11 protein-coding genes are annotated in these 24,576 nt (G+C 61.6%); 6 read left to right on the top strand and 5 right to left on the bottom strand.

The window, feature by feature from the left end; genetic code table 11:
• Positions 1-64 precede the first annotated feature (64 nt).
• Together AB7M26_RS13960 and AB7M26_RS13955 are read right to left on the bottom strand one after the other, a co-directional pair.
• Positions 65-877, bottom strand: a complete 813-nt coding sequence (locus AB7M26_RS13960; protein WP_123497520.1) for an alpha/beta fold hydrolase — start codon at positions 875-877, stop codon at positions 65-67.
• A 208-nt stretch (positions 878-1,085) separates the two neighbouring features.
• Positions 1,086-14,069: a non-ribosomal peptide synthetase gene (locus AB7M26_RS13955; protein ID WP_123497522.1), complete on the bottom strand. Its 12,984-nt coding sequence runs from the start codon at positions 14,067-14,069 to the stop codon at positions 1,086-1,088.
• A gap of 383 nt (positions 14,070-14,452) precedes the next feature.
• Between AB7M26_RS13955 and AB7M26_RS13950 the strand changes: the two genes are divergently transcribed.
• Positions 14,453-15,001, top strand: coding sequence for an RNA polymerase factor sigma-70 (locus AB7M26_RS13950; protein ID WP_007894994.1), 549 nt, complete (start codon positions 14,453-14,455; stop codon positions 14,999-15,001).
• 81 nt (positions 15,002-15,082) lie between these two features.
• On the opposite strand, the gene AB7M26_RS13945 is transcribed toward AB7M26_RS13950, so the two are convergent.
• From AB7M26_RS13945 to AB7M26_RS13935, 3 genes are all read right to left on the bottom strand, one after another.
• On the bottom strand, positions 15,083-16,096 hold the full coding sequence (locus tag AB7M26_RS13945) for a GNAT family N-acetyltransferase (protein WP_123497524.1): 1,014 nt from the start codon (positions 16,094-16,096) through the stop codon (positions 15,083-15,085).
• A 112-nt stretch (positions 16,097-16,208) separates the two neighbouring features.
• Positions 16,209-17,003 carry a substrate-binding periplasmic protein gene (locus AB7M26_RS13940; protein WP_123497526.1) on the bottom strand — a complete coding sequence of 265 codons (795 nt, stop codon included), beginning with the start codon at positions 17,001-17,003 and terminating at the stop codon, positions 16,209-16,211.
• A gap of 93 nt (positions 17,004-17,096) precedes the next feature.
• A complete protein-coding gene (locus AB7M26_RS13935; RefSeq protein WP_123497528.1) occupies positions 17,097-17,723 on the bottom strand; it encodes a TetR/AcrR family transcriptional regulator in 627 nt (208 codons plus the stop codon).
• 178 nt (positions 17,724-17,901) lie between these two features.
• Here AB7M26_RS13935 and AB7M26_RS13930 point away from each other — a divergent pair, with 178 nt between their 5' ends.
• The 5 genes from AB7M26_RS13930 (at position 17,902) to AB7M26_RS13910 (ending at position 24,551) form a co-directional block, all read left to right on the top strand.
• Positions 17,902-19,701: an acyclic terpene utilization AtuA family protein gene (locus AB7M26_RS13930; RefSeq protein ID WP_123497530.1), complete on the top strand. Its 1,800-nt coding sequence runs from the start codon at positions 17,902-17,904 to the stop codon at positions 19,699-19,701.
• A gap of 281 nt (positions 19,702-19,982) precedes the next feature.
• A complete protein-coding gene (locus tag AB7M26_RS13925) occupies positions 19,983-20,912 on the top strand; it encodes an SDR family oxidoreductase (protein WP_123497532.1) in 930 nt (309 codons plus the stop codon).
• Between the two features lie 2 nt (positions 20,913-20,914).
• Complete coding sequence (gene atuC / locus AB7M26_RS13920; protein ID WP_123497534.1) at positions 20,915-22,531, top strand: geranyl-CoA carboxylase subunit beta; 1,617 nt, start codon at positions 20,915-20,917, stop codon at positions 22,529-22,531.
• Positions 22,532-22,599: 68 nt separating this feature from the next.
• Positions 22,600-23,757, top strand: a complete 1,158-nt coding sequence (gene atuD, locus AB7M26_RS13915) for a citronellyl-CoA dehydrogenase (RefSeq protein ID WP_008075606.1) — start codon at positions 22,600-22,602, stop codon at positions 23,755-23,757.
• Positions 23,754-24,551 (top strand): enoyl-CoA hydratase/isomerase family protein, encoded by a 798-nt coding sequence (locus AB7M26_RS13910; RefSeq protein ID WP_123497536.1) that lies wholly within the window; start codon positions 23,754-23,756, stop codon positions 24,549-24,551. The genes atuD and AB7M26_RS13910 overlap by 4 nt, the downstream gene beginning before the upstream one ends.
• Positions 24,552-24,576 lie beyond the last annotated feature (25 nt).

Here is a 24,576-nt window from a genome sequence, read left to right as displayed (position 1 = left end):
TCCCACAGGGTTATACGACCTCCTGTGGGAGCGGGCTTGCCCGCGATGGCGTCTGTATGACCGACTAATTTCTCTGGGCTAGAAATGCCAGCAAGGCGTCTGTAACAAACTGCGGATTCTCCAGATTGGAGATATGCCCCGCCTCCGGCACCAGCACAAACGGGCAACCAATCAACTCGGCCATTTCTCTGGTTTCCGACGGCGGCCTTGGTTTGTCCTGATCGCCGCACATCAACAGCGTGGTTTCAGGGTTCAGTTCACCCAGGCGCGGCAACAGATCATCACGACCAAAGGTAATCCGCCCCATCGGCACGATGCTTTGACGCAGGCGGTCGACCGGCAGCGCAGCCAATTTGGCGCGGAAATCCTGATACAGCGCCGATTGCGGATCGATGCCCGGACGGAAGAAGATCGGCACCACGATGTCGAGCAGCTGCGGCGAGATCACACCGCTGTCTTCGATCTGCTTGAACAGCGAGAAATAGTATTGGCGAGTCGGTTCCGGCTCGACGCCGACGCAGGTGTCCATCAGCACCAGACCGTTGAGCCGCTGCGGTGCTGACAGTGCCAGTCGAACGCCCCACATGCCTCCCACCGAAAGACCGACCAGCGTGACGCGATCGATGTCCAGATGATCGAGCAATGCCAGGGCCTGGCGTGCTACGTCATCCAGCGACTTTGTGCATTCGGGCATCCGCCCGGATTGGCCATGGCCCCACAGGTCCAGGGCGATGACCCGATAGTGCTGCGACAGCGCCGCAATCTGCGGCGCCCACATGGCTTGGTCCCACAGGTAACTGCCGGCCAGCAGTACCGCAGGGCCTGTGCCTTGATCAATGTAGTGAAGCGCTTGTCCATCAACCGTTACGAAGGGCATCGACTGTCTCCCTGGTGAAATCGGATCCATTAAAAAAGCACAGGAAGACTGAGCCGCACGAGGCCCGGCAGTCAACCCGGGGCTTTGTGGTGTCTGTGATGACGCCTTCGCGGGCAAGCCTCGCTCCTACGGTATTGCGTCGATCAATCGACGCGGACCTGTAGGAGCGAGGCTTGCCCGCGAAGAGGCCCTCACCAACGCTAAAGAACTACAGCCCCTCCAACGCCGCCATCAGGTCATTCAACCGATCCACCTTCTCCTCGGTAATGTCGCTCGCCGCCAACCCGTCGATGTACTCGGCCAGCTCTGCCACCGTGCTGCACTCGAACATCGCCCGTAGCGGCACGTTGCGTTGCAGGGCTTTTTGCACCCGCGAGGCGATCTGTGTGGCCAGCAACGAATGCCCGCCGAGCTCGAAGAAGTTGTCACGCACGCCGACCTTCTCGACCTTCAACACCTCGGCCCAAATATCGGCCAGGGTCTGCTCCAGCTCGTTGCGCGGCGCCTGATAGTCCTGGCTCTGCAACTGGCCGATTTCCAGTGCCGGCAAGGCCTTGCGATCGAGTTTGCCGTTGGCGTTGAGTGGCAGCTTGTCGAGCCACAACCAGTGCAGCGGCACCATATATTCCGGCAATTCGGCGCGCAGGCGTTGCTTGATACGCTCCAGTCGATCGCCTGGATTCAATGCCGACTCGGCCGCTACCAGATAGCCGACCAAATGCTTGCCGTTGACGCCTTCCTGCACCCCCACCGCCGCGTCGCGAACTTCCGGTTGCTCGTGCAGACGGGCTTCGATTTCACCCAGTTCGATGCGGTAACCGCGGATCTTCACTTGATGATCGATACGCCCAACGTATTCCAGCACGCCGTCACTGCGACGTCGGGCCAGGTCGCCGGTGCGATACAGGCGATCCCCCGGTGCGCCGAACGGGTTCGGCACAAACACCTGCGCGGTACGCAACGGATCGCTCACATAGCCACGACCCACGCCGATGCCGGCCACGCACAACTCACCCACCGCTCCCAATGGCACCAGTTCCAGCGCGCCATCGAGCAGGTACAAACGGTTGTTGTCGGTCGGCGTACCAATCGGCAGATAACTGCCGCGAGTCGAGGCCAGGTCGACGCGGAAGAACGCTACGTCGTCCGAACATTCCGCCGGACCGTAAGCATTCACCAGACCAATCTGCGGATAACGCAGCAACCACTGATGCGCCAGTTCCGGCGGCATCGCTTCGCCGGTCGGCAGCATCCAGCGCAGGCCATCGAGGCTCATGCGGTCCTGGGCGAGCATGCCCTGAATCAGCGACGGCACGCTTTCCAGCACGGTGATGCCCTGGCTCTGAACGTGAGCCAACAAGCCTTGCGGATCGTGGGCGATGCTGTTCGGTACGATGTCCACCCGAGCGCCGAACAGCGGTGCGGCGAGGAACTGCCAGACCGAAATATCGAAGCTTTGCGAAGCGGTCTGGGCGATCACGTCGGCGTCGCTCAGTTTCAGGTACGGCACCTTGCTCAACTGGTTATTGAGCATGCCGCGCTGCTCGACCATCACGCCCTTCGGCAGACCGGTGGAACCCGAGGTGTAAATCACGTAAGCGAGGTTGTCCGGGCCGCTGTAAATGCCCGGATTGGCCACCGAAACTTCACTCGCCTGCACGTCTTCCCAGACCAGCAATCGAGGTCGATTGGCACAATCGAACTCTTCCAGCAGCGCGACGGCTTGTTCACAACACGCCTGAGTGCAGACCAGCAACGACGTGCGGCTCAGGTCAATGATCCGGCTCAAGCGCTGACTCGGCAGACCCGGGTCCAGCGGCAGGTAACCGGCACCGGCCTTGAAGCTGCCAATGATCATGCCCAACAGATCGAGGTTACGTTCAGCGAGCAACGCCACCGGTTGATCCAGGCCGACACCGGCCGCAATCAGCGCATGGCCGAGACGGTTGCTGCGCTGGTTCAGCTCAACATAGCTGTGCCGCTGATCCAGGCAACTGGCGGCAACTCGCTGCGGATGCTCAGCAACCTGCGCTTCGAACAATGAGACATAGCTCTGCTCCAGCGGATAGTCGTGTTCGCTCTGGTTGCAGCCATGGATCAGGAAGTCCTGTTCCTCGGTGCCCAGCAGCGGCAGATCGGCCATGTCGCCATGGAAGCCTTCGACCAGCGCCAGCAGCAGGCGCTTGAATTCGCCGAGCATGCGCTCGACCGTGGATTCGTCGAAATAACGCTGGTCGTAGGACAGGTGCAAGCCAAGGTCATCGCCCGGATAACACACCGCCGTCAACGGGAAGTTGGTGTGGGTGCGGCCCGAATCCGAGGTCGCGTTGAGGCTCTGCGCACGGTCCAGCACCGAGACTTCCACCGGAGCGTTTTCGAACACGAACAGGCTGTCGAACAGCGGCTGGCCTTTAGGCAGTTCGCTGTTTTCCTGAATGCTTACCAGCGGCAGGTATTCGTACTCGCGCAGCTGCATGTTGCTGTCGAGCAGACTGCTGAGCCACTGACGAACGCTGCAACGCCGATCGTCCTCGGGCATTTTCACCCGCAGGGCGATGCTGTTGATGAACAGCCCGACGGTGCGCTGCATCTGCGGCATGTCCACCGGACGCCCGGCCACCGTGACGCCGAACAGCACGTCGCGATCGCCGCTCAAGCGACGCAGCACCAGCGCCCACGCCGCTTGGGCGAAGGTGTTGATGGTCAGCTGATGGGCCTGGGCCAGTTCGCGCAGTTGCGCACCATCGCGGGCATCGAGTCGGGTATAGCGGTCGCCGACGATCATGCCGCCGCTGTCGCCGGCATGTTCACGCAGGAACGGCCGGTCGCTCGGAATCGGCGTGGTGCGCTCGAAACCTTGCAGGTTCTGCTGCCACCACTGCCGCGCTTCGGCCAGGCTCTGGCGTTGCAGCCAGCCGATGTAATCGCGATAACGCGGCGGCACGGCCAGCTGCGCTTCGCGACCTTCGCCGAGGGCGGTGTAGATCTCGAAGAAATCGTTCATCAGCAGCGAACGGCACCAGGCATCGATGAGGATGTGGTGGTTGCTCATCATGAACCAGTAACGCGCCGCGCCCACGCGGATCAAGCGCAAGTGGAACGGTGCCTGGTTGAGCAAATCGAACCCGGCCTCGCGCTCGCTTTTCAGCAGCGCCTGCAACTTCGGCTCTTGCTCGGTTTCGGCAACCGCGCTCCAGTCCAGATACTCGATCGGCGTGCTGCCCGGTTTATGGATCACTTGCAGCATGTCTTCACCGACGTTCCAGCAGAACGAGGCGCGCAAGGCTTCGTGACGGGCGATCACCGCTTGCCAGGCCTGGGCGAAACGCTCGGGGTCGAGTTCGCTGTTGATGCGGTAGCGATCCTGCATGTAGTAGAGGCCGGTGCCCGGTTCGAGCAAGGTGTGCAGCAGCATGCCTTCCTGCATCGGGGTCAGCGGGTAGACGTCTTCGATCATCGCCGCCGGGACGGGCAATGCGTCGAGTTGCGGCTGAGTGAGTCGGGCCAGCGGGAAGTCCGACGGCGTCAGGCCGCCCGCGTTGTCGCTCAGGCAATGCTGGATCAGGCTGTGCAATTCGCCCAGATACGCTTCTGCCAGTTCGATGATAGTTTGCACATCGAAGCGTTCGGCGCTGAAGGTCCAGCGCAGCACCAACTCACCGCCATAGACCTGACTGTCGACGCTCAGCTCATTAGGCAGCGGCGCCTGTGGATCGTGGGCCGCGCCCACCGGTTCATCCAGCGGACGGAACAGCGCATCACTGCCGAAGCTCTGGTCGAATTGGCCCAGGTAGTTGAAGGTGATCGGCGCCACCGGCAACGCCGCCATGGCCTGACGGCACAGGCCATCGGCCAGGTAACGCAGCACGCCATAACCCAAACCCTTGTGCGGCACCGCGCGCAGTTGCTCCTTGATCGCTTTGATCGAGGCACCCTGCTCTGCCACAGGCGTCAAACGCAGCGGGTAAGCACTGGTGAACCAGCCAACGGTGCGGGTCAGGTCAATCTCGTCGAACAGGGTTTCGCGACCGTGGCCTTCGAGTTGAATCAACGCTGATTCGTGACCGCTCCAGCGACACACCACACGGGCCAATGCGGTCAGTAGCAGGTCATTGACCTGGGTGCGATAGGCCGTCGGCGCCTGTTGCAGCAGTTGGCGGGTGCGCTCGCTGTCGAGGCGCACGCTGACGGTTTGCGCGTGACGGTTTTGCTGACCACCCTGCGGACGATCACAGGGAAATTCAGCGCTTGGGCCGGCCAGTTGCGTCTGCCACCAGCTCAATTCTTCACGCAGGGATTCGCTGCCGGCGTAAGCCTGCAACCGTGCGGCCCAGTCCTTGAAGGCACTGGTTTTTGCCGGCAGTTTTACTGACTGTCGGGACTCGAGTTGACGATAAACCGTTTGCAGATCGTCCAGCAGAATCCGCCACGACACCCCGTCCACCACCAAGTGGTGAATGGCAATGAACAATCGTTGTTCCCCTTCAGGATCATCCACCAGCAGCGCCCGCATCAGCGGCCCGTGCTCAAGGTCGAGGCCGCGTTGAGCATCGGCGAACAACGCCGTGCAGTTGTCCATGCTCGGCACGTGTACCTGCCACAGCACGGCAGCGTCGGAAACTGCCTGGTGCTCGGCCTGCCAATGGCCGGCGACTTCGGTAAAGCGCAGGCGCAAGGCATCGTGCTGTTCGATCACCGCCAGCAGCGCTTGCTCCAGACGATGCGGCTCCAGCGCCACGGTCGGCTCCAGCAGCAACGCCTGGTTCCAGTGTTGACGCTCGGGAATATCAGTGTCGAAGAACCAGTACTGAATCGGCGTCAAACGCGATTCACCGCTTAGCAAACCTTGCTCGGCCGTGATCTGCTCGGTGCGGGTCGCGACGGCGGCCAGCGTCTGCACGGTCTGGTGCTGGAACAGGTCACGCGGGCTGAAGTGGATGCCCTGCTGCCGCGCACGACTGACCACCTGGATCGACAAAATCGAATCGCCGCCCAGTTCGAAGAAGTTGTCGTTGAGGCCGACCTGCTGGACGTTCAGCACTTCGCGCCAAATGCCGGCCAGGGTCAGTTCAAGTTCATTGCTCGGCGCCACGTACTGCTGACGATTCAACTCCGGGTCCGGGGCCGGCAGTGCGCGGCGGTCGAGCTTGCCGTTGGCGGTCAGCGGCATGCTGGCCAGCAGGATCAGGTGCGTGGGCACCATGTAGTCCGGCAACTGAGATTTGAGGTGCGCCTTCAACGCTTCGCGCAATGCAGTTTGTTGCGCTTCATCCTGTTCGGCGACGTCGGTGACCAGGTAGCCGACCAATTGCTTGCCACTCGGCGCATCGAGTGCCAGCACCACCGCTTCACGCACGGACTCGTGTTCCAGCAAACGGGTTTCGATCTCGCCCAGTTCGATACGGAAACCACGGATCTTCACTTGATGGTCAATGCGTCCCAGGTACTCCACCAAGCCATCGGCACGCTGACGGACAAGGTCGCCGGTCCGGTACAAACGTCCGCCGTTCACTGCAAAAGGATCGGCAACAAACCGTTCGGCGGTCATGCCGGGACGCTGGTGATACCCCTGCGCCAGGCCGGCACCGCCGACGTACAACTCGCCCGTCGCGCCTTGCGGCACCAACGCCAGATCGGCGTCGAGGATGTAGGCGACGCGGGCGCCAATCACGCTGCCGATCGGCACGCTGCCCAGGCCTTCTTCCAGCTGCGCCGGCGCGAGGCTGGCGAGGGGCATGACCACGGTTTCAGTCGGGCCGTAAGCGTTGAAAAACAGGCTCGGTTTGAACGCCGCGCGAATCCGTTGCAGGTGTTCGCCGGTCAAGGCTTCGCCGCCGGTGATGCACATGCGCACCGGCAGGGTTTCGCCCTGGGTCGCCAGCCATTGCGCCAACTGGCTGCCGTAGCTCGGGGTGAAACCAAGAATATTGATGTTGTGCCGACGAATCAGCCCGCAAATTTCTTCTGCATCCCACTGGCCTTGCGCACGCAGGACAACTTGCGCGCCACTCAACAGCGGCACCAGCAGACGCTCGGTCGCGGCATCGAAGTTGATCGAATAGAAGTGCAACTCGCAGTCATCCGGGCGCATGCCGAAGCGCGCGATCACCGCGCGGCAATGCATGGCGATTTCACCGTGGGACACCACCACGCCTTTCGGTTTGCCGGTGGAGCCCGAGGTGTAAATCAGGTACGCCTGATGTTGCGGCAGGCTGATAAACGGCAGCTCGCTGGCCGGGTAATTGGCCAGTGCAGCGGCATCTTCTTCCAGGCACCAGCGGCCGACGCCGGCCGGCAATTCGCCGAGGGCCGCGAACATCGCCGCATCGCTGAGCAGCACACCGATGCCGCTGTCTTCGATCATGTAGTGCAAGCGATCCAGCGGGTATTCCGGGTCCAGCGGCACATAGGCACCGCCCGCCTTGAGAATTGCCAGCAGGCCGACGACCATCTCCAGCGAACGCTCCAGCGCCAAACCGACCCGCACCTGCGGCCCGACTCCACGCTCGCGCAGCATCCAGGCCAGACGATTGGCGCGACTGTCGAGCTCGGCGTAACTCAAGGTTTGCCCGGCGAACGTCAGGGCCGGCGCGTCCTTGCGCACCATCACCTGTTCGCTGAACAGGTGATGGATGCATTGATCGAGGCGATGCTCGCCCGGCTCGATGCCGAGGCTGTCGAGCAGGTTTTGCTGTTCAGTGGCTTCCAGCAACGGCAGTTCGCTGAGGCGTTGTTGCGGATCGGCGAGCAACGCTTCCAGCAGATTGCGCCAGTGCCCGGCCATGCGCGCAATGCGCGGTTCATCGAACAAATCGGTGCTGTAGGTCAGGCAGCAACCGAGGCGATGGTCGAGGTCGGTGACTTCCAGATTGAGGTCGAACTTGGTCGCTCGCGCATCGTTGGCCAGGTACTCGACCGTCATCCCGGCCAGGGTCCGGCTCTGCTGGAATTCCCAGCGCTGCACATTGCACATCACCTGGAACAGCGGGTTGTAAGCCGCACTGCGGGGCGGCTGCAAGGCTTCCACCAAATGATCGAACGGCAGGTCCTGATGGGACTGGCCTTCGATCACCGTGTGACGAACCTGCTCGAACAACTCGCCGACAGACATCTGCCCGTCGAGCTGGCAACGCAGCACTTGGGTGTTGAGGAACGCGCCGATCAGCCCTTCGCTTTCCGGGCGAATGCGGTTGGCCACCGGCGCACCGATGCGCAAATCGGTCTGGCCACTGTAGCGATAAAGCAACACCGCCAGCGCGGCAGTCATGGTCATGAACAGGGTCAGACCGTTGTAGGCATTGAAGGCACGGACCCGCGCCGCAAGATCATCGCTGAGGTCGAAACGGAACAGTTCGCCCTGATGGCTTTGCACCGGCGGACGCGGACGGTCGGCCGGCAATTCCAGCAGCGGATGTTCGCGGCCCAGTTGCGCGGTCCAGTAATCGAGCTGGCGCTGACGTTCGCCGGATTCCAGCCACTGCCGCTGCCACACGCTGTAATCCAGGTACTGCACCGGCAGTGGTTGCAGCGGCGAATCGCGGTCATCGACGAAGGCTTCGTAGAGCGCGCTCAGTTCCCGAGCGAAGATGTCCATCGCCCAACCTTCGGTGACGATGTGGTGCAGGGTCAGGACGAAGTAATGCTCCTGCTCGGCGGTCTTGACCAGGCAAGCACGCAGCAGCGGCCCGGTTTCCAGATCGAAAGGTTTATGGGCTTCGCCATCGGCCAGTTGCTGGACCTGCCATTCGCGGCCATCGGCATCCAGCGTGGTGAAATCTTTCCAGTCCATGCGCAGACGGGTGTCTGGATGAACCTGTTGCCGGGCCACGCCGTCGACGCTCGGGAAGGTCGTACGCAGGGTTTCGTGACGCATGATCAGCGCTTGCAATGCCGCTTCGAAACGCCCGACATCCAGCACGCCGCGCAACCGCGCCATGCCGCCGACGTTATAGGCCGGGCTGTCCGGTTCCATCTGCCAGAGGAACCACATCCGTTGCTGAGAATAGGACAGTGGCACCGGTTGGCTGCGGTCGACCTTCTCGATCGGCGGCTGCTTGTTGGTTTTGCCACTGGCCTGAATCAAGCGAACCTGTTCGGCAAACGCGCCCAGCTCACTGGCTTCGAACAGCACACGCAATGGCAACTCGACGTCGCAGACCTGGCGGGTGCGGGAGATGATTTGCGTGGCCAACAGCGAGTGGCCGCCGAGGGCGAAGAAGTCGTCGCGCAGGCCGATCTGCGTTTGGCCCAGCACCTCGCGCCAGATACCGGCGATCTGTTGCTCAAGGGCGGTGACCGGTTCGACATGTTCGCGGACTTGCCACTGAGGTTCCGGCAAGGCGCGGCGATCGAGTTTGCCGCTCGGGCTCAGGGGCATTTCATCCAGACGCATGAGTTGCGCCGGGACCATGTATTCCGGCAGCTCGGCGGCCAGCGCGGTTTTCAGGCGCGTGGTTTGAGCATCGATGGTTTCGCGGGTTTCAGTGGCGGTGTAGTAACCGATCAACTGTCCGCCGGCCGCCGTTTCGCGCACCAGCACCACCGCTTGGGCGACGCCAGCCTGCGCCAACAGACGCGCCTCGATTTCTTCCGGCTCGACACGAAAACCACGCAGTTTGACTTGCTGATCGAGACGACCGAGGTATTCGATCACGCCGTCGGCGGTCCAGCGAGCGCGGTCACCGGTGCGGTACAGACGTGCGCCCTGCTCGCCCAGCGGATCGACCACAAAGCGTTCGGCGGTCAGACCTGGGCGACCCAGATAGCCACGGGCCAAACCGATACCACTGATACACAGTTCACCCGGCACACCGGCCGGTACCGGATTGAGGTCACTGTCGAGCACGCGGCACAGCACGTTGCTCAATGGCCGGCCAATCGGCGAGCGCTCGCCATCAGCCGTTGTGCAATGCCAGTGAGTGACGTTGATCGCGGTTTCGGTCGGGCCGTAGCGGTTGTGCAGTTGCACCGCTGGCAGGTGTTCCAGCACCCGGTTGCGCAGTTCCGTGGGCAAGGCTTCGCCGCCGGAGAACAGTCGGCGCAGGCTGGTGCATTCGGCGCTGAGTGGTTCGTCGATGAACAACGAAAGCAGCGGTGGTACGAAGTGCAGTGTGGTCACGCCGAATTGCTGGACCAGTTGCGCGATGCGGTGCGGATCGCGGTGTTCGCCAGGGCCGGCGATCAGCAGGCGGCACCCGGTGATCAGCGGCCAGAAGCACTCCCACACCGACACGTCGAAACTGATCGGTGCTTTTTGCATCAGCACATCGGTTTGGTCCAGACGGTAGGCGGCTTGCATCCATTGCAGGCGTTCCGCGAGCGCCGCGTGAGTATTGCCAACGCCCTTCGGTTGACCGGTGGAACCGGAGGTGTAAATCACGTAGGCCAGGTTGTCGCCATGCAGGTGTAGACCGGGCGCATGGCTTGGCCAGTTCTCCAGATGCAGGGCGTCCATGGCAATCACGCTGACGCCGTCGGTGGCCGGCAGGCGGTCGAGCAACCCGGTTTGGGTCAGCAGCAACTCAACGCCACTGTCGCTGAGCATGTAGGCAAGTCGCTCGGCCGGGTAGTCCGGGTCCAGCGGCACGTAAGCGCCGCCGGCCTTGATGATCGCCAGCAAGCCAATCAACAACTGCGGCGAGCGCTCGGCGGCGATGGCCACGCACACGTCCGGGCCGACGCCTTTGTCGCGCAGGTAATGCGCCAGGCGGTTGGCATGCGCGTGCAGTTCGGCAAAATCCAGACTGCCACCGTCCCACAGCAGCGCGGTGCGCTCCGGGGTCTGGCGTGCTTGTTCGTTGAGCAACTCAGGCAGCCATTGACTGGCCGGTGCGCAAGGTGCGGCGCTCCAGGCGGATTGCTGATCGTGCTCGCTCGGGGTCAGCAGTTGCAGGTCGCCGATGGCGGTCGTCGGCTGTTCGCAGATGACTCGCAGCAGGTTGCTGAAATGCTCGGCCAGGCGCTCGATAGTCGCCCCGTCAAACAACTCGCTGGCGTAGTCGAACGACAGGCTCAAGCGCCCGTTACGGTCTTCTTCGCTGTGCAGTTGCAGGTCGAACTTGGCTTCGCGACTGTGCCACGGCAGCTCTTCGGCGAGCAGTCCCGGCAAGCGACGCAGCGCAGTGAGATCCCGTTGCTGATGGTTGAACATCACCTGGAACAAGCCCTGCTCGCGGGCCTGGGGGAAGGCTTCGAGCAGTTGTTCGAACGGCAGGTCCTGATGCGCTTGCGCGCCCAATGCGGCTTTACGGGTTTGCGCCAGCAACTCAACGAACGGCAGTCGCGAATCCACCTCGGCGCGCAACACTTGGGTGTTGATGAAGAAGCCAATCAGCCCTTGGGTTTCCAGACGCGGACGGTTGGCATTCGGTACGCCGATGCGGATGTCGCGTTGACCGCTGTAGCGATGCAGCAGGCTCTGGAATGCCGCGAGCAACAGCATGAACGGCGTCGACTCATGGGCCTGGGCAGTCTGGCGAATGGCATCGCTCAGGCTCGCATCCAAACGCAGCGTATGACGGGCGGAGCTGTGAGTGTGTTGCGCCGAGCGCGGATGATCGGTGGCCAGGCTCAGGGTCGGATGATCAACGCCCAACTGCTCTTTCCAGTAAGCGAGTTGACGCTCGCCCTCCCCTTGCGCCAACCACTGACGCTGCCAACTGCCGTAGTCGGCGTATTGCGTCGGCAACGCTGGAAGGCTGGCGGTCTGGCCTTGAGAGGCTGCCGCATACAGGCGCGAGAACTCGTCGATCAGCACGTTCATCGACCAGCCGTCGGCGATGATGTGATGCATAGTCACCAGCAACTGATGGTCTTCATCGCCGAGGCGCACCAGGGTCACCGACAGCAGTGGGCCTTTTTCCAGATCGAACCGGGTGCGGGCTTCGTCCTCGCGGATTTGCTGCGCTCGGGCTTCACGCTCGGCGGCTGGCAGGTCGCTGATGTCGATTACTTGCAGGTTGAATTCGCCGGCAGCAATGACCTGCTGCAGGGCCACACCGTCCCGCTCGAAAAATCGCGTGCGCAGGGATTCGTGACGTTCGATCAGTTGCTGGAAACTGGCGCGCAAGGCGTCTTCGTCCAGTTCGCCGCGCAGGTGCAAGGCACCGGGAATGTTGTAGGCGCTACTCTGCGGGTCGAGTTGCCAGGTGATCCACAAACGGTTTTGTGCCAGGGATTGCGGCATGGCGTCGCTGCGCGACAAGGGCATGATCGCACCTTGGGCCACACCGCCATCCTGTTGTTGCTGAGCGACTGCGGCAGCGAATGCGCCGAGGGTCGGCGCTTCGAACAGCAGGCGCAGATTCAGCTCCAGCCCCAACTCTTCACGCAGGCGCGCGACTACTTGAGTGGCGGCGATGGAGTTGCCGCCGAGCAGGAAGAAGTGATCATCGGCGTTGACCTGCTTGACCTGCAATTGCTCGCACCAGAGCTGGCCGATCAACGTTTGCAGCTCAGAGCCCGATTCAGTTTCGGATGGGTTGGCGATGTCTGCCGACGGGAACAGCGCATAGCTGTCGAGGCTGCCATCGGCCAGGCGATTGCGGCACGCCGAGCGTTGCAACTTGCCGCTGGACGTCTTCGGCAGCGCCCCCGGATTGAGCAACACCACCACGCTCGGCGCTTGCTGATACGCCTCGGCCACCGCTTGACGGATGGCTTTTATCAACGCCTCGGGCGGCAGAATTTTCTGCACGCTGCGGCTGATTTCCGCGACGATGCCGATGCCTTCCTGACCCTCGATGTTGACTGCAAATGCGGCCACGCGACCTTTGCGCACCACCTCCACTTCACGCTCGATGGTCTGCTCGATGTCCTGCGGATAAAGGTTATGACCGCGAACGATCAGCATGTCTTTCAGGCGCCCGGTGATGAACAGTTCACCGTCGCGCAAAAAGCCCAGGTCGCCGGTGCGCAGCCAGGTGCGGCCGGCGTGCTGGACGAACGTTTTGGCCGTGGCTTCGGGGTTGCGCCAGTAGCCATGGGCGATGCTCGGCCCGGTAGCCCAGACTTCACCGATCGCGTTGTCGGCGAGTTCTTCGAGCGATACGGAATCGACAATCAGCACCGCGTGATCCGGCTGGCTGATGCCGCAGCTCATGATCGGATTGCCATTGCCCGGTTCGGCTCGGTTCTGCGCGAGCGCCTGATCATCCACGCGCAACGATGGAATGCCCTGGCCGCGCGGGCTGCCGGCAACGAACAACGTGGCTTCCGCCAGGCCGTAAGAGGCCATGAAGCTGTCCGAGGTAAAGCCACACGCAGCGAACTTCTCGGCGAAGCGTTCCAGGGTGTCGAGGCGAATCGGTTCGGAACCGGAATACGCCACGCGCCAGCCACTCAGGTCGAGGCGCTCCAGCGCCGATTCGCTGACCCGTTCGCTGCACAGTCGATAGGCGAAGTCCGGCCCGCCGCTGATGGTGCCGCCGTATTCGCTGATCGCCTCCAGCCAACGCAATGGTCGGCCGAGGAAGTACGCCGGCGACATCAACACACAGGGCACGCCGCTGAAAATCGGCTGCAACAGGCCGCCGATCAAGCCCATATCGTGGTACAGCGGCAGCCAGCTGACGATCACATCGTCGGGGTTCAGGTCGATGCCGAATCCGTGGCGAATCAATAGCTCGTTGGCCACCAGGTTGCCGTGGCTGACTTGCACGCCTTTAGGCAACGCAGTGGAACCGGAGGTGTATTGCAGGAAGGCGATGTGGTCGCCGTGCAAGTCCGGCGCGACCCAGCGTTCGGCCAGGGCGCTGTCGAGGGTGTCGACACACAGCAGCGGCGGCGCCTCGTCGATTTGCAGTAACGCGTCGCGCAGGTCGGCGCTGGTCAGCAGCAAACGCGGCTCGGCATCGCTAATGATCGACAGCAGACGTTCCTGGTGATGACGACGGGTCGATTCAGGCGGATAGGCTGGCACCGCGATCACGCCGGCGTACAGACAGCCAAAAAACGCCGCGACGTAATCCGGGCCGCTGGGAAACAGCAACACCGCGCGATCGCCAAACGATGCCTCTGCCTGTAACGCGCCAGCAATGGTTCGTGCCCGCTGATCAAGCTCACGATAACTGAGCACCACAGCCTGATCCTGGGTTTCGGCGAGAAAACGCAAGGCCACCCGGTCCGGCGTCAGGGCCGCGCGGCGCTGAAGGGCTTGGACCAGTGTGCTAGGGAGTTCGAACGCGTCGGTCATGAGGTTTCCTGCCTGAATTCGGCTTGCAAGTGGAATCGGTTTTCGTACGTCACGCCCGTTCATGGGCATGCAGGACGCGGTCTTCGCCGACCGCGCAAGGCATTGGGAATGCTGGTTTGGCCGGGGCTTGCGCCCGCAGCCATTCACCAATGAGAACGGATGAAGCCTTGAAATAATTAGTCGCCAGGCTTAAGCGCCGGCAGGCTTGCAGCCAGGTAGGTGGGTCAGCGTGTCGCCGTTCTCACTCTGCTCTTATGTGGAGCATTAATTCTCTTTCTCAATTGACAATCATTATCATTCAGCCTAATTTGTCGCTCGATGTGTAGGACGACTCCGCCCCCCCCTGTCGTCCCACGACCCTATTTGCAGCAAGGTGATTTCCAATGACGGAACAAGTATCCACAAGCAGGTGCGATTCACCGCTACTTCAGGCCTTCGTCGACAACCGACTGATTCTGGTCAAGATTGCCGCCCGCATCACCGGTTGCCGATCACGCGCCGAAGACGTGGTGCAGGATGCGTTCTTCCGGCTGCAATCGGCGCCGCAGATCACATCGTCAATCAAGGCGCAGCTCAGCTATCTGTTCCAGATCGTGCGCAACCTGGCGATCGACCATTACCGCAAGCAGGCGCTGGAGCAGAAGTATTCAGGCCCGGAAGAGGAAGGTCTGAACGTGGTGATTCAGGGCGCTTCGCCGGAAACCTCGCACATGAATTTCTCGACCCTGGAAAACATTGCCGATGCGCTGACGGAGCTGCCCAGCCGCACCCGTTACGCCTTCGAGATGTACCGCCTGCACGGCGTACCGCAAAAAGACATCGCCAAGGAACTCGGCGTCTCGCCAACCCTGGTGAACTTCATGATTCGTGATGCGCTGGTGCATTGCCGCAAAGTGTCGGGCAATCGTGCGGATACCTTCGCGCGTCGTTAGAATCTGGAATCTCGGCGCCTCCATCGCGAGCAGGCTCGCGATGGCTGACTCAAGCCCGCAACAGACCTTGAGCCTTACGCATCAAGCCAACGCACACCGATCAAAAAACCGCTCACGCCCCAACACCATCAGCGCCGCGCGCTTGTGCGGGAAGTCGAACTCTTTTTCGCAGTGGAAACACTGATTGTGCATATGCCCGATCATCTTCGCGTTGTCGGCGCGAGGCTCGGCGACCACCCGTTGAGTGCGTGGATCATCGAGAAACAGGTAATGCACCAGCGCCGATAGCCAGCTCGCCACCTTGTGCGGGCCGCGGTGATGTTCTTCGCCCACCAGCATGTGAATGCCACGGTCGTAATCGCCGGCATCGTAGAACGGCGCAATGCGATCTTCCTTGGCCCAATAGGCTTCGAAATAGGCAAACGGCTGATCATCGAAGCAGCCGATCAGCGTCAAGGTATGCGGGTCGGCTTCGAGCTTGCTCAGGTATTCACGATGCTTCTCGAGACTGCCCTCCTCCTGCCAGAAACTCGCCACCCGCGGGCTGTTCTGCCAGCGGTTGAAACGCGCCAGGTCATGCTCGATTTCTACCGTGCGCAGGGAGACCCACGCACCGAGCCGCGCATCGAAGCGTCGATACACCTCACCACGGGGTTTCACCGCCCGCAATGGATGGCGCTTGCCGCTACTGATGACCATTTGCTGCGGATAGCTGCCTGCGCGCGACTCCCCCAGCCAAGGCTGGGGCAATTGCCAGAACAGCGTGCGTTCGCAGCGATACTGGCCGGTGAGTTCGGTCGCGATCAGTAATCCGCTGAGCAAGGCTTCGGTGGGCACTTCATCGAGGTGCCAGGTCAGACGCTGACATGCCGCGTCACGGGCAAACAGCCAATAGCAGGCCGCCCAGAATGCCTGACCGTCAGGACGGCCGAAACGCTCCTCCAGCCGCAGATGCAATTGCGGCTCGCGGGTCAGCCGCAGCTCGATCAACGGTTGCCCTTGCAGGCTGAGGCTCAGGCGGCTGGCGGTTTCATCAGCTACAAGACAGTTGCCTGACGGCAAGGCCAGGGTGGTCAGGTCATTCAGATTGGACATGGGTGGGGCTCACGGTAATCGTCGACAGTTCAACGATGTGACGTGAGCCGGGGCTGGAAATTTAAGCGCAGTCGCCAAATGCGCGTCCCATGGCACTAATCAGGGGCACGATTCAGGGCTTGCCCACCGGCACCAGGGCAATTTTGTAGGGATCAAAAATCTTCAGCATCTGGCCGTTGTTTCGCAGGCCTTGCAGCAACTTGCCAAAGGCTTCGCCGGTAATCGGCGCCTGCGGGCGAATCAACGCGTAATGGTGATAGACCTGATCGACGCGTTGCGACACCAGCAATTGCTCGCCGACTTTCTCGTTACGCAGCAGGTAATCGCTCAGGTAGGAACGTGTCACCAAGGCAATGTCCGCTCGTGCGCGCAGCACCATCAGCAAGTTGCTGTCATGGGAATAGGTCAGCGTGGCCTTGTAGGCGTCGGCCAGATACTTGGGATCGGCATTGAAATTGGCAAACTCGTAGTGATAGCCGCTGTACAGCGCCAGACGCTTGCCCGTCAGGTCCTTGAAGTAATTCTCATCGCGATCGGGTTTCTTCTGCGCGACAAAGATTTCTGCATCTTCCAGGCCCATGTCGACGAGGGTGTGCGGGATGTCCTTCCAGCCCCAGTTCGGGTTCTCGAAAATCGCCATGTCGACCCGGCCGTCCTTGAAATCGTTGAAACGTCGAGGAATCGAGGTGGGCACCAGCACAAACTGATAGTCCGTTTGCAACTGATTCAGCGCTTCCACCAGTTGCGGCAACAGACCGGTGTCGGCACCGGACTCCGGGCGCACGGTGTAGGGTGGAAAATGCGCGGCACCGACCCGCACCTGTTGCGCAGCCTGAGATGGCAACACGCAGCACACTGCAAGCGCCGCCAGCAAAAGCCGAGACACTGTTCGAATTGGTGAAGACATCAAAACAGCCTACTCCCCGAAAAAAATATCCATCAATGTATTCAAGCTAGGCGGTTTCGCCGACTTAGCCAGTTTCTTACCGAGATAGACGGCTTACTGCCGTTCTTCAAGCACCAGAATCAACGCCTCATCGGCCAATTGATCGAGACTCATGCTGCCATCGGCACGAAACCAGGTGGTGGTCCAGGATAACGCGCCCGTCAGGAAACGGCGGGTGATGAACACGTCGCCACGGATAAAACCGGCGTCCTTGGCTTCGCCCAGCACCTGCAACCAGATGTCTTCATAAATATCACGCAGCGCCAAAACTTGCGCCTGACCTTCCGCTGATAGCGAACGCCACTCATACACCAGCACCGCCATGGCTTCGCCGCTGCCGCCCATGATCGACTGCAATTCGCAGCGAATCAGCGCCAAAACCCGCTCGCGCACACTGCCGGCCTCGGCCAGGGCTGCACGCATCAACGCGGTGTTGTAGCGAATGGTCTCCTCCATCACTGCCCGCAGGATCTCATCCTTGCTTTTGAAGTGATGAAAAATACTGCCTGACTGAATACCCACCGCACTGGCCAGGTCACGCACGGTGGTACGTTCATAACCTTTATGACGAAACAGGTGAGCGGCCACTTGCAGCAGTTTGCCGCGGGCGCTGTCCGGGTCGGTCAATTGGCCGCTGTCGACCAATTCGCGCATCACCCTCAGGGCTTTTTGCTCGTCCACCCGTTCTCTCCTACAGTCGATCAATCAATTGCGCCGCTGGCCGCTAAAACAGCGGGGTTGCGCGGGCAATTTAAGCTGGCGGGGGCGACCAAGCAAGCGCTTGGGCAGAAGATATTTCAGCCGTTTACAAACCAAGCGCTTGCTTGGTAGTCTCGAAGCACTTCTGTCGGAGGTGGTTATGGAATTGACTGCGCCTAAAACAATCCGCATCGGGTGCGCCAGCGCATTCTGGGGCGACACCTCGACCGCCGCCGAGCAACTGGTGGAAGGCGGGCGGCTGGACTACCTGGTGTTCGATTATCTGGCCGAGATCACAATGTCGATCATGGCCGGGGCGAGGATGAAAGATCCGGCGGCCGGCTACGCCAGCGACTTCATCGAAGTCCTCAGTCCCCTCCTCAACCAGCTAGCGGAACAGAAGATCCGCGTCATCAGCAATGCCGGCGGCGTCAATCCACAGGCTTGCGCCGCGGCCCTGCAAGCGGCTTGCGACAAGGCCGGGGTGACGCTGAAGATTGCCGTGCTGTCGGGTGACGATCTGCAACCGCAGTTCAAACAGCTGAGCAGCCTTGGCCTGCATGAGATGTTCAGTGGTACGCCCTTGCCGCCGATGTGCGTATCGACCAACGCCTACCTCGGCGCGCCGGGCATCGTCGAAGCCCTGCGCCTGGGCGCCGACATTGTAATTACCGGGCGCGTGGTCGACAGCGCCGTGGTCAGCGCCGCGCTGGTGCATGAGTTCGGCTGGTCGTGGCACGACTACGACAAACTCGCCCAGGCTGCATTGGCCGGGCACCTCATTGAATGTGGCGCCCAGTGCACCGGCGGCAATTTCACCGATTGGCACGACGTGCCCGATTACGAACACATCGGTTTTCCGATCGTCGAAGTGGGCGCCGACGGCCAGTTTATCGTCAGCAAACCCGATGGTTCCGGCGGCCTGGTTACGCCCCTGACCGTTGGCGAGCAGATGCTTTATGAAATCGGCGACCCGCAGGCCTATTTGCTGCCCGACGTGGTGTGCGATTTCAGCCAGGTCAAACTCGTGCAACAAGGTAAAAACGCGGTTCAGGTGCATGGCGCAAAAGGCTTGCCGCCGACCGATCACTACAAGGTCAGCGCCACGTATCCGGACGGTTTCCGCTGCACCGCCAGTTGCCTGATCGCCGGGATCGATGCCGTGGCCAAGGCCCGACGGGTCAGCCAGGCGATAATCAACAAAACCTCGGAAATGTTCAGCCAGCGCGGCTGGGCACCCTACAGCGAAGTGAACATTGAGTTGCTGGGCAGCGAAGCGACTTATGGCCCCCACGGCCAACGCCAGGACAGCCGCGAAGTGGTGATCAAACTCGCCGTGCGCCACCCAAGCAAACAGGCCTTGATTCTTTTTTCCCGGGAAATCGCCCAAGCCGCCACCGGCATGGCGCCGGGGTTGACCGGGATCGTCGGAGGGCGGCCGACGGTGTACCCGCTGATTCGGCTGTTTTCATTCCTGATCGACAAAACGGCCTGCCCCCTGCAAGTCGACCTCGCCGGTGAGCGCCACCCGTGCGCCCTGCCCGCCCTCGATGTACTCGACCCGGCTGACTTGCCGCTACCGTTCGATCCGCCCCAACCCACCGAGCGCGCCGACGCCAGCGTGGCCCTGATCAAACTCGCCGTGGCGCGTTCCGGCGACAAGGGCAATCACAGCAATATCGGCGTCATGGCCCGCCATCCCGACTACCTGCCATGGATCGCCGAAGCGCTGACACCTGAGGTGATGGTCGACTGGATGAGCCATGTCCTCGACCCGATCCACGGCCGTGTCGAACGCTGGTATTTACCCGGCACTCAGAGCTTTAATTTTCTTCTGGAGAACGCGCTCGGCGGCGGTGGCGTGGCCAGCCTGCGGATCGATCCGCAAGGCAAGGCGTTCGCCCAACAACTGCTGGAGATCCAGATTCCGGTGCCGCAGCACATCGCCGATCAGGTCTAGGGGGCGTTCTCAATTAGTTTCCCCGCCGCGCCGGGTCTGCTGTTGTGCAGGGCAAGGCGCGAGAAGCGTAGTTTGGTCATTCCAAATAAGCTTCGAGCAACACAGCCCTGCACAACAGCAGGCCCGGCCCTTCGGGTTGTGCCTTAAAGCGGGCCAGGCTGCGTTGCAGGCCTTGGAAAGGGAGCTACCATTCCCAGCGGCCTGCGCCTTGCCTGGCCCGCTTTAAGGCGACAACGCGGCAGGGAAACTAATTGAGAACGCCCCCTAAGAGGACCTTCGCCATGGCTTATGACTCGATTTACAAACCCGACCTGTTCGCTGGCCAAAACATCATCGTCACCGGTGGCGGCAGCGGCATTGGCCGTTGCACCGCCCATGAGCTCGCAGCCCTCGGCGCGCAGGTGCTGCTGGTGGGGCGGAATGCCGAGAAACTGAAAAAGGTCACCGCCGAAATCACCGAAGACGGGGGGAAAGCCAGTTGGCAGGTCTGCGATATCCGCGATGAAGACGCCGTTACGCAATTGGTCAGCGAACTGATCCGCAAACACGGGCCGATTCATGGGCTGGTCAACAATGCCGGCGGGCAGTACCCCTCGCCCCTGGCGTCGATCAATCAGAAAGGGTTCGAAACCATACTGCGCACCAACCTGGTGGGCGGTTTTCTGATGGCCCGTGAGGTGTTCAATCAGTCCATGAGCAAGCACGGCGGCGCCATCGTCAACATGCTCGCCGACATGTGGGGCGGCATGCCCGGCATGGGTCACTCGGGCGCGGCGCGCTCGGGCATGGACAACTTCACCAAGACCGCCGCGTTTGAATGGGGCTATGCCGGCGTGCGGGTCAACGCCGTCGCGCCGGGCTGGGTCGCTTCCAGCGGCATGGACACCTACGAAGGTGCGTTCCGGGCCGTAATCCCGACCCTGTGCGAACACGTACCGCTCAAGCGCATCGGCACCGAATCGGAAATCAGCGCGGCGATTGTTTTCCTGCTCAGCCCGGCAGCCGCTTTTGTCAGCGGCAGCACGTTGCGCATCGACGGCGCCGCCAGCCTCGGCGGGCGGGCCTGGCCAATGCACAAGGCGCAGAACAGTCATTCCTACAACGGCTTTCACCGCGCCTATCTACCCGAAGTACTCAGACCCGACGCGTCCAAACCTGACGCCTCCAAACCAGACGTCTCCAAACCAGATGAATCCAAGGACAAGGAATAACCATGCCGGTCATCCAGTCCCAGGTAGACCCGTTCAGCGAATCGTTCGCCCGTCACCGTGCGGCCATGCTGGCCAGCATCGAGCAGGTCCGTCAGCTCGAACAGAACCTGCTGAGCAAAGCCGCCGAAGCCAAGCCCAGGTTCGACAAGCGCGGGCAACTGCTGCCCCGGGAGCGACTTAACCTGCTGCTTGACCCCGGCGCGCCGTTCCTCGAACTGGCGAGCCTGGCCGGCTACAAGCTGCACGACGACAAAGACGGCAGCTCGGCTGGCGGCGGTTTGATCGCCGGGATCGGTTACGTGTCCGGCGCGCGGGTTTTGGTGGTGGCGAACAACAGCGCGATCAAGGGTGGAACCATTTCCCCCAGCGGTTTGAAAAAATCCCTGCGCCTGCAACAGATCGCCATGGAAAACAAATTGCCGGTAATCACCCTCGCGGAAAGCGGAGGCGCCAACCTCAATTACGCGGCGGAGATTTTCGTCGAAGGCGCGCGCAGCTTTGCCAATCAGGCGCGGTTGTCGGCCATGGGCTTGCCACAAATTACCGTGGTCCATGGCTCGGCCACGGCGGGCGGTGCTTATCAGCCGGGGTTGTCGGATTACGTGGTGGTGGTGCGCGGCAAGGCCAAGCTGTTTCTTGCCGGGCCGCCGCTGCTCAAGGCCGCCACCGGTGAAGTCGCTACCGATGAAGAACTGGGCGGCGCCCAGATGCACGCGCAAACCGCCGGCACCGCCGAATACCTGGCCGAGAACGATGCCGATGGCGTGCGCCAGGTGCGCGAGATCATGAGCCTGTTGCCGTGGAACGATCAGTTGCCATGGTTACCCGAACGTCGATGGGAAGAACCGCTCTACCCCATCGACGAACTGCTGGGGCTGATCCCGGATGACCCGAAAAAGCCCTACGACGTACGGGAAATCATCGCCCGGATTGCCGACGCGTCGAACTTCCTCGAATTCAAGGGCGAGTTCGACCAGCAAACGATCTGCGGGCATTTGCAGATTCAGGGTCGAGCCTGCGGCTTCATCGGCAACAACGGCCCGATTACGCCCAAAGGTGCGAGCAAGGCTGCACAGTTCATTCAGCTCTGCGACCAGAGCCAGACGCCCCTGCTGTTTTTCCACAACACCACCGGTTTCATGGTCGGCACCGAGTCGGAACAACAAGGGGTGATCAAGCACGGCGCGAAAATGATTCAAGCGGTGGCCAATGCCCGAGTGCCTAAATTGACGATCGTCGTCGGTGGTTCCTACGGCGCTGGCAACTACGCGATGTGCGGCCGTGGCCTCGATCCGCGCTTCATTTTCGCATGGCCCAACAGCCGCACCGCGGTGATGGGCGGCGCTCAGGCCGGCAAAGTGTTGCGGATCGTCACCGAAGCCAAACAGCTCAAGGACGGGTTGGTGCCCGACCCGAAAATGCTCGACATGCTGGAACAAGTCACCGCGCAGAAGCTCGACAGCCAGTCCACCGCGTTGTATGGCAGCGCCAATCTATGGGACGACGGGCTGATCGATCCGCGGGACACCCGCACGTTGCTCGGGTACTTGCTGGACATCTGCCATGAGGCCGAAGTTCGTTCGCTGCAATCCAACAGTTTCGGCGTAGCCCGTTTTTGATGACGCGGAGCGTCTAAGGCTGCATTCCCACGCCGAGCGTGGGAACGATCACAGGAGAACAATAAAAAATGATCTTCACCCAGGAACACGAAGCACTGCGCCGCACCGTCCGCCAATTCGTCGATCACGAGATCAATCCTCATGTCGAGGAATGGGAAAAGGCTGGGCGCTTTCCGATCCATGAGATCTTCCGCAAGGCGGGCGACCTCGGTCTGCTGGGGATTTCCAAACCGGAAAAATTCGGCGGCATGGGGCTCGACTACAGCTATTCGATTGTGGCCGCCGAAGAGTTCGGCACCATTCATTGCGGCGGCATTCCGATGTCCATCGGCGTGCAGACCGACATGTGCACCCCGGCCCTGGCGCGTTTCGGCTCCGATGAACTGCGCGAAGAGTTCCTGCGGCCGGCGATCACCGGTGAACAGGTCGGCTGTATCGGCGTCTCCGAAGTCGGTGCCGGCTCCGATGTAGCAGGCTTGAAAACCACCGCCCGCAAGGACGGCGACGACTACGTGATCAATGGCAGCAAGATGTGGATCACCAACTCGCCGAGCGCCGATTTCATCTGCCTGCTGGCCAACACCTCGGACGACAAACCGCACATCAACAAGTCGCTGATCATGGTGCCAATGAACAGCCCCGGCATCAGCCTCAGCTCGCACCTGGACAAACTCGGCATGCGCAGCTCGGAAACCGCCCAGGTGTTTTTCGACAACGTGCGCGTGCCGCAACGCAACCGCATTGGCCACGAAGGCGCGGGGTTCATGATGCAGATGCTGCAGTTCCAGGAAGAACGATTGTTCGGCGCGGCGAACATGATCAAAGGCCTGGAGTATTGCGTCGACAGCACCATCGAGTATTGCAAGGAGCGCAAGACCTTCGGCAATGCGCTGATCGACAATCAAGTCATCCATTTCCGCCTGGCCGAACTGCAAACCGAAATCGAATGCCTGCGGGCGCTGGTCTACCAGGCCACCGAGCAATACATCAAAGGCCAGGACGTCACCCGTCTGGCGTCCATGGCCAAACTCAAGGCCGGGCGACTGGGCCGGGAAGTCAGCGACAGTTGCCTGCAATATTGGGGCGGCATGGGCTTCATGTGGGACAACCCGGTGGCGCGGGCTTACCGCGATGTGCGGCTGGTGTCGATCGGCGGCGGTGCCGACGAAATCATGCTGGGGATCATCTGCAAACTCATGGGCATCCTGCCGGGGAAAAAGAAATGAACACCCTTCCCGTTTGCCAGACCCTGTTGCTCGAACGGCATAACGGCGTCCTGCACATCACCCTCAATCGCCCCGACAGTCGCAACGCCATGAGCCTGCAAATGGTCGCCGAGCTGCGCGCGGTGCTGGCGGCGGTGCGCGATGACCGGCAGGTTCGTGCGTTGGTGATCGGCGGTGCCGGCGGGCATTTTTGTGCCGGTGCCGACATCAAGGACATGGCCAATGCCCGCGCTCAGGGTCAGACGGCCTACCGCGAATTGAACCGTGCGTTCGGCGCCTTGCTGGAAGAAACCCAGCACGCGCCGCAAGTGGTCATCACGGTGCTGCAAGGCGCGGTGCTTGGCGGCGGCTTCGGCCTGGCTTGCGTCAGCGATATCGCGATGGCCGATCATCAGGCGCAATTCGGCCTGCCGGAAACCAGCCTCGGCCTGTTGCCGGCGCAGATCGCACCGTTCGTGGTACAGCGCATCGGCCTGACCCAGGCCCGCCGACTGGCCCTGACCGCCGCACGGTTCGATGGCAACCAGGCGCGACGCATGGGATTGGTGCATTTTGTCGAGCATGACCCGCAAGCCTTGGCCGAGCGCCTCGATGAAGTGCTGGCCCATGTGTTGTGTTGTGCTCCGGGGGCGAATGCGGCGACCAAAAAACTTTTGCTGGCGAGTGCGGCGCAACTCTCGGATGGCCTGCTGGATCAGGCGGCCGAGTGGTTCAGTGAAGCAGTGACCGGGGATGAAGGGGTCGAGGGGACGATGGCCTTTGTGCAAAAGCGAAAACCGGGTTGGGCGATTTAAGAGCATCGCGGACAAGCCCGCGCCC

This window comes from Pseudomonas sp. F-14 TE3482, from assembly GCF_053629455.1.
Note: the sequence above shows the minus strand (reverse complement) of the source record. Positions and strands in the feature narration are given on the sequence as shown.

Excerpts from the sequence above, each read along its gene's own strand:
- atuC (WP_123497534.1), top strand. The coding sequence starts at position 20,915 with ATGCCGGTCATCCAGTCCCAGGTAGACCCGTTCAGCGAATCGTTCGCC.
- atuD (WP_008075606.1), top strand. The coding sequence starts at position 22,600 with ATGATCTTCACCCAGGAACACGAAGCACTGCGCCGCACCGTCCGCCAA.
- AB7M26_RS13960 (WP_123497520.1), bottom strand. The coding sequence starts at position 877 with ATGCCCTTCGTAACGGTTGATGGACAAGCGCTTCACTACATTGATCAA.
- AB7M26_RS13955 (WP_123497522.1), bottom strand. The coding sequence starts at position 14,069 with ATGACCGACGCGTTCGAACTCCCTAGCACACTGGTCCAAGCCCTTCAG.
- AB7M26_RS13910 (WP_123497536.1), top strand. The coding sequence starts at position 23,754 with ATGAACACCCTTCCCGTTTGCCAGACCCTGTTGCTCGAACGGCATAAC.
- AB7M26_RS13940 (WP_123497526.1), bottom strand. The coding sequence starts at position 17,003 with ATGTCTTCACCAATTCGAACAGTGTCTCGGCTTTTGCTGGCGGCGCTT.
- AB7M26_RS13950 (WP_007894994.1), top strand. The coding sequence starts at position 14,453 with ATGACGGAACAAGTATCCACAAGCAGGTGCGATTCACCGCTACTTCAG.
- AB7M26_RS13930 (WP_123497530.1), top strand. The coding sequence starts at position 17,902 with ATGGAATTGACTGCGCCTAAAACAATCCGCATCGGGTGCGCCAGCGCA.
- AB7M26_RS13925 (WP_123497532.1), top strand. The coding sequence starts at position 19,983 with ATGGCTTATGACTCGATTTACAAACCCGACCTGTTCGCTGGCCAAAAC.
- AB7M26_RS13945 (WP_123497524.1), bottom strand. The coding sequence starts at position 16,096 with ATGTCCAATCTGAATGACCTGACCACCCTGGCCTTGCCGTCAGGCAAC.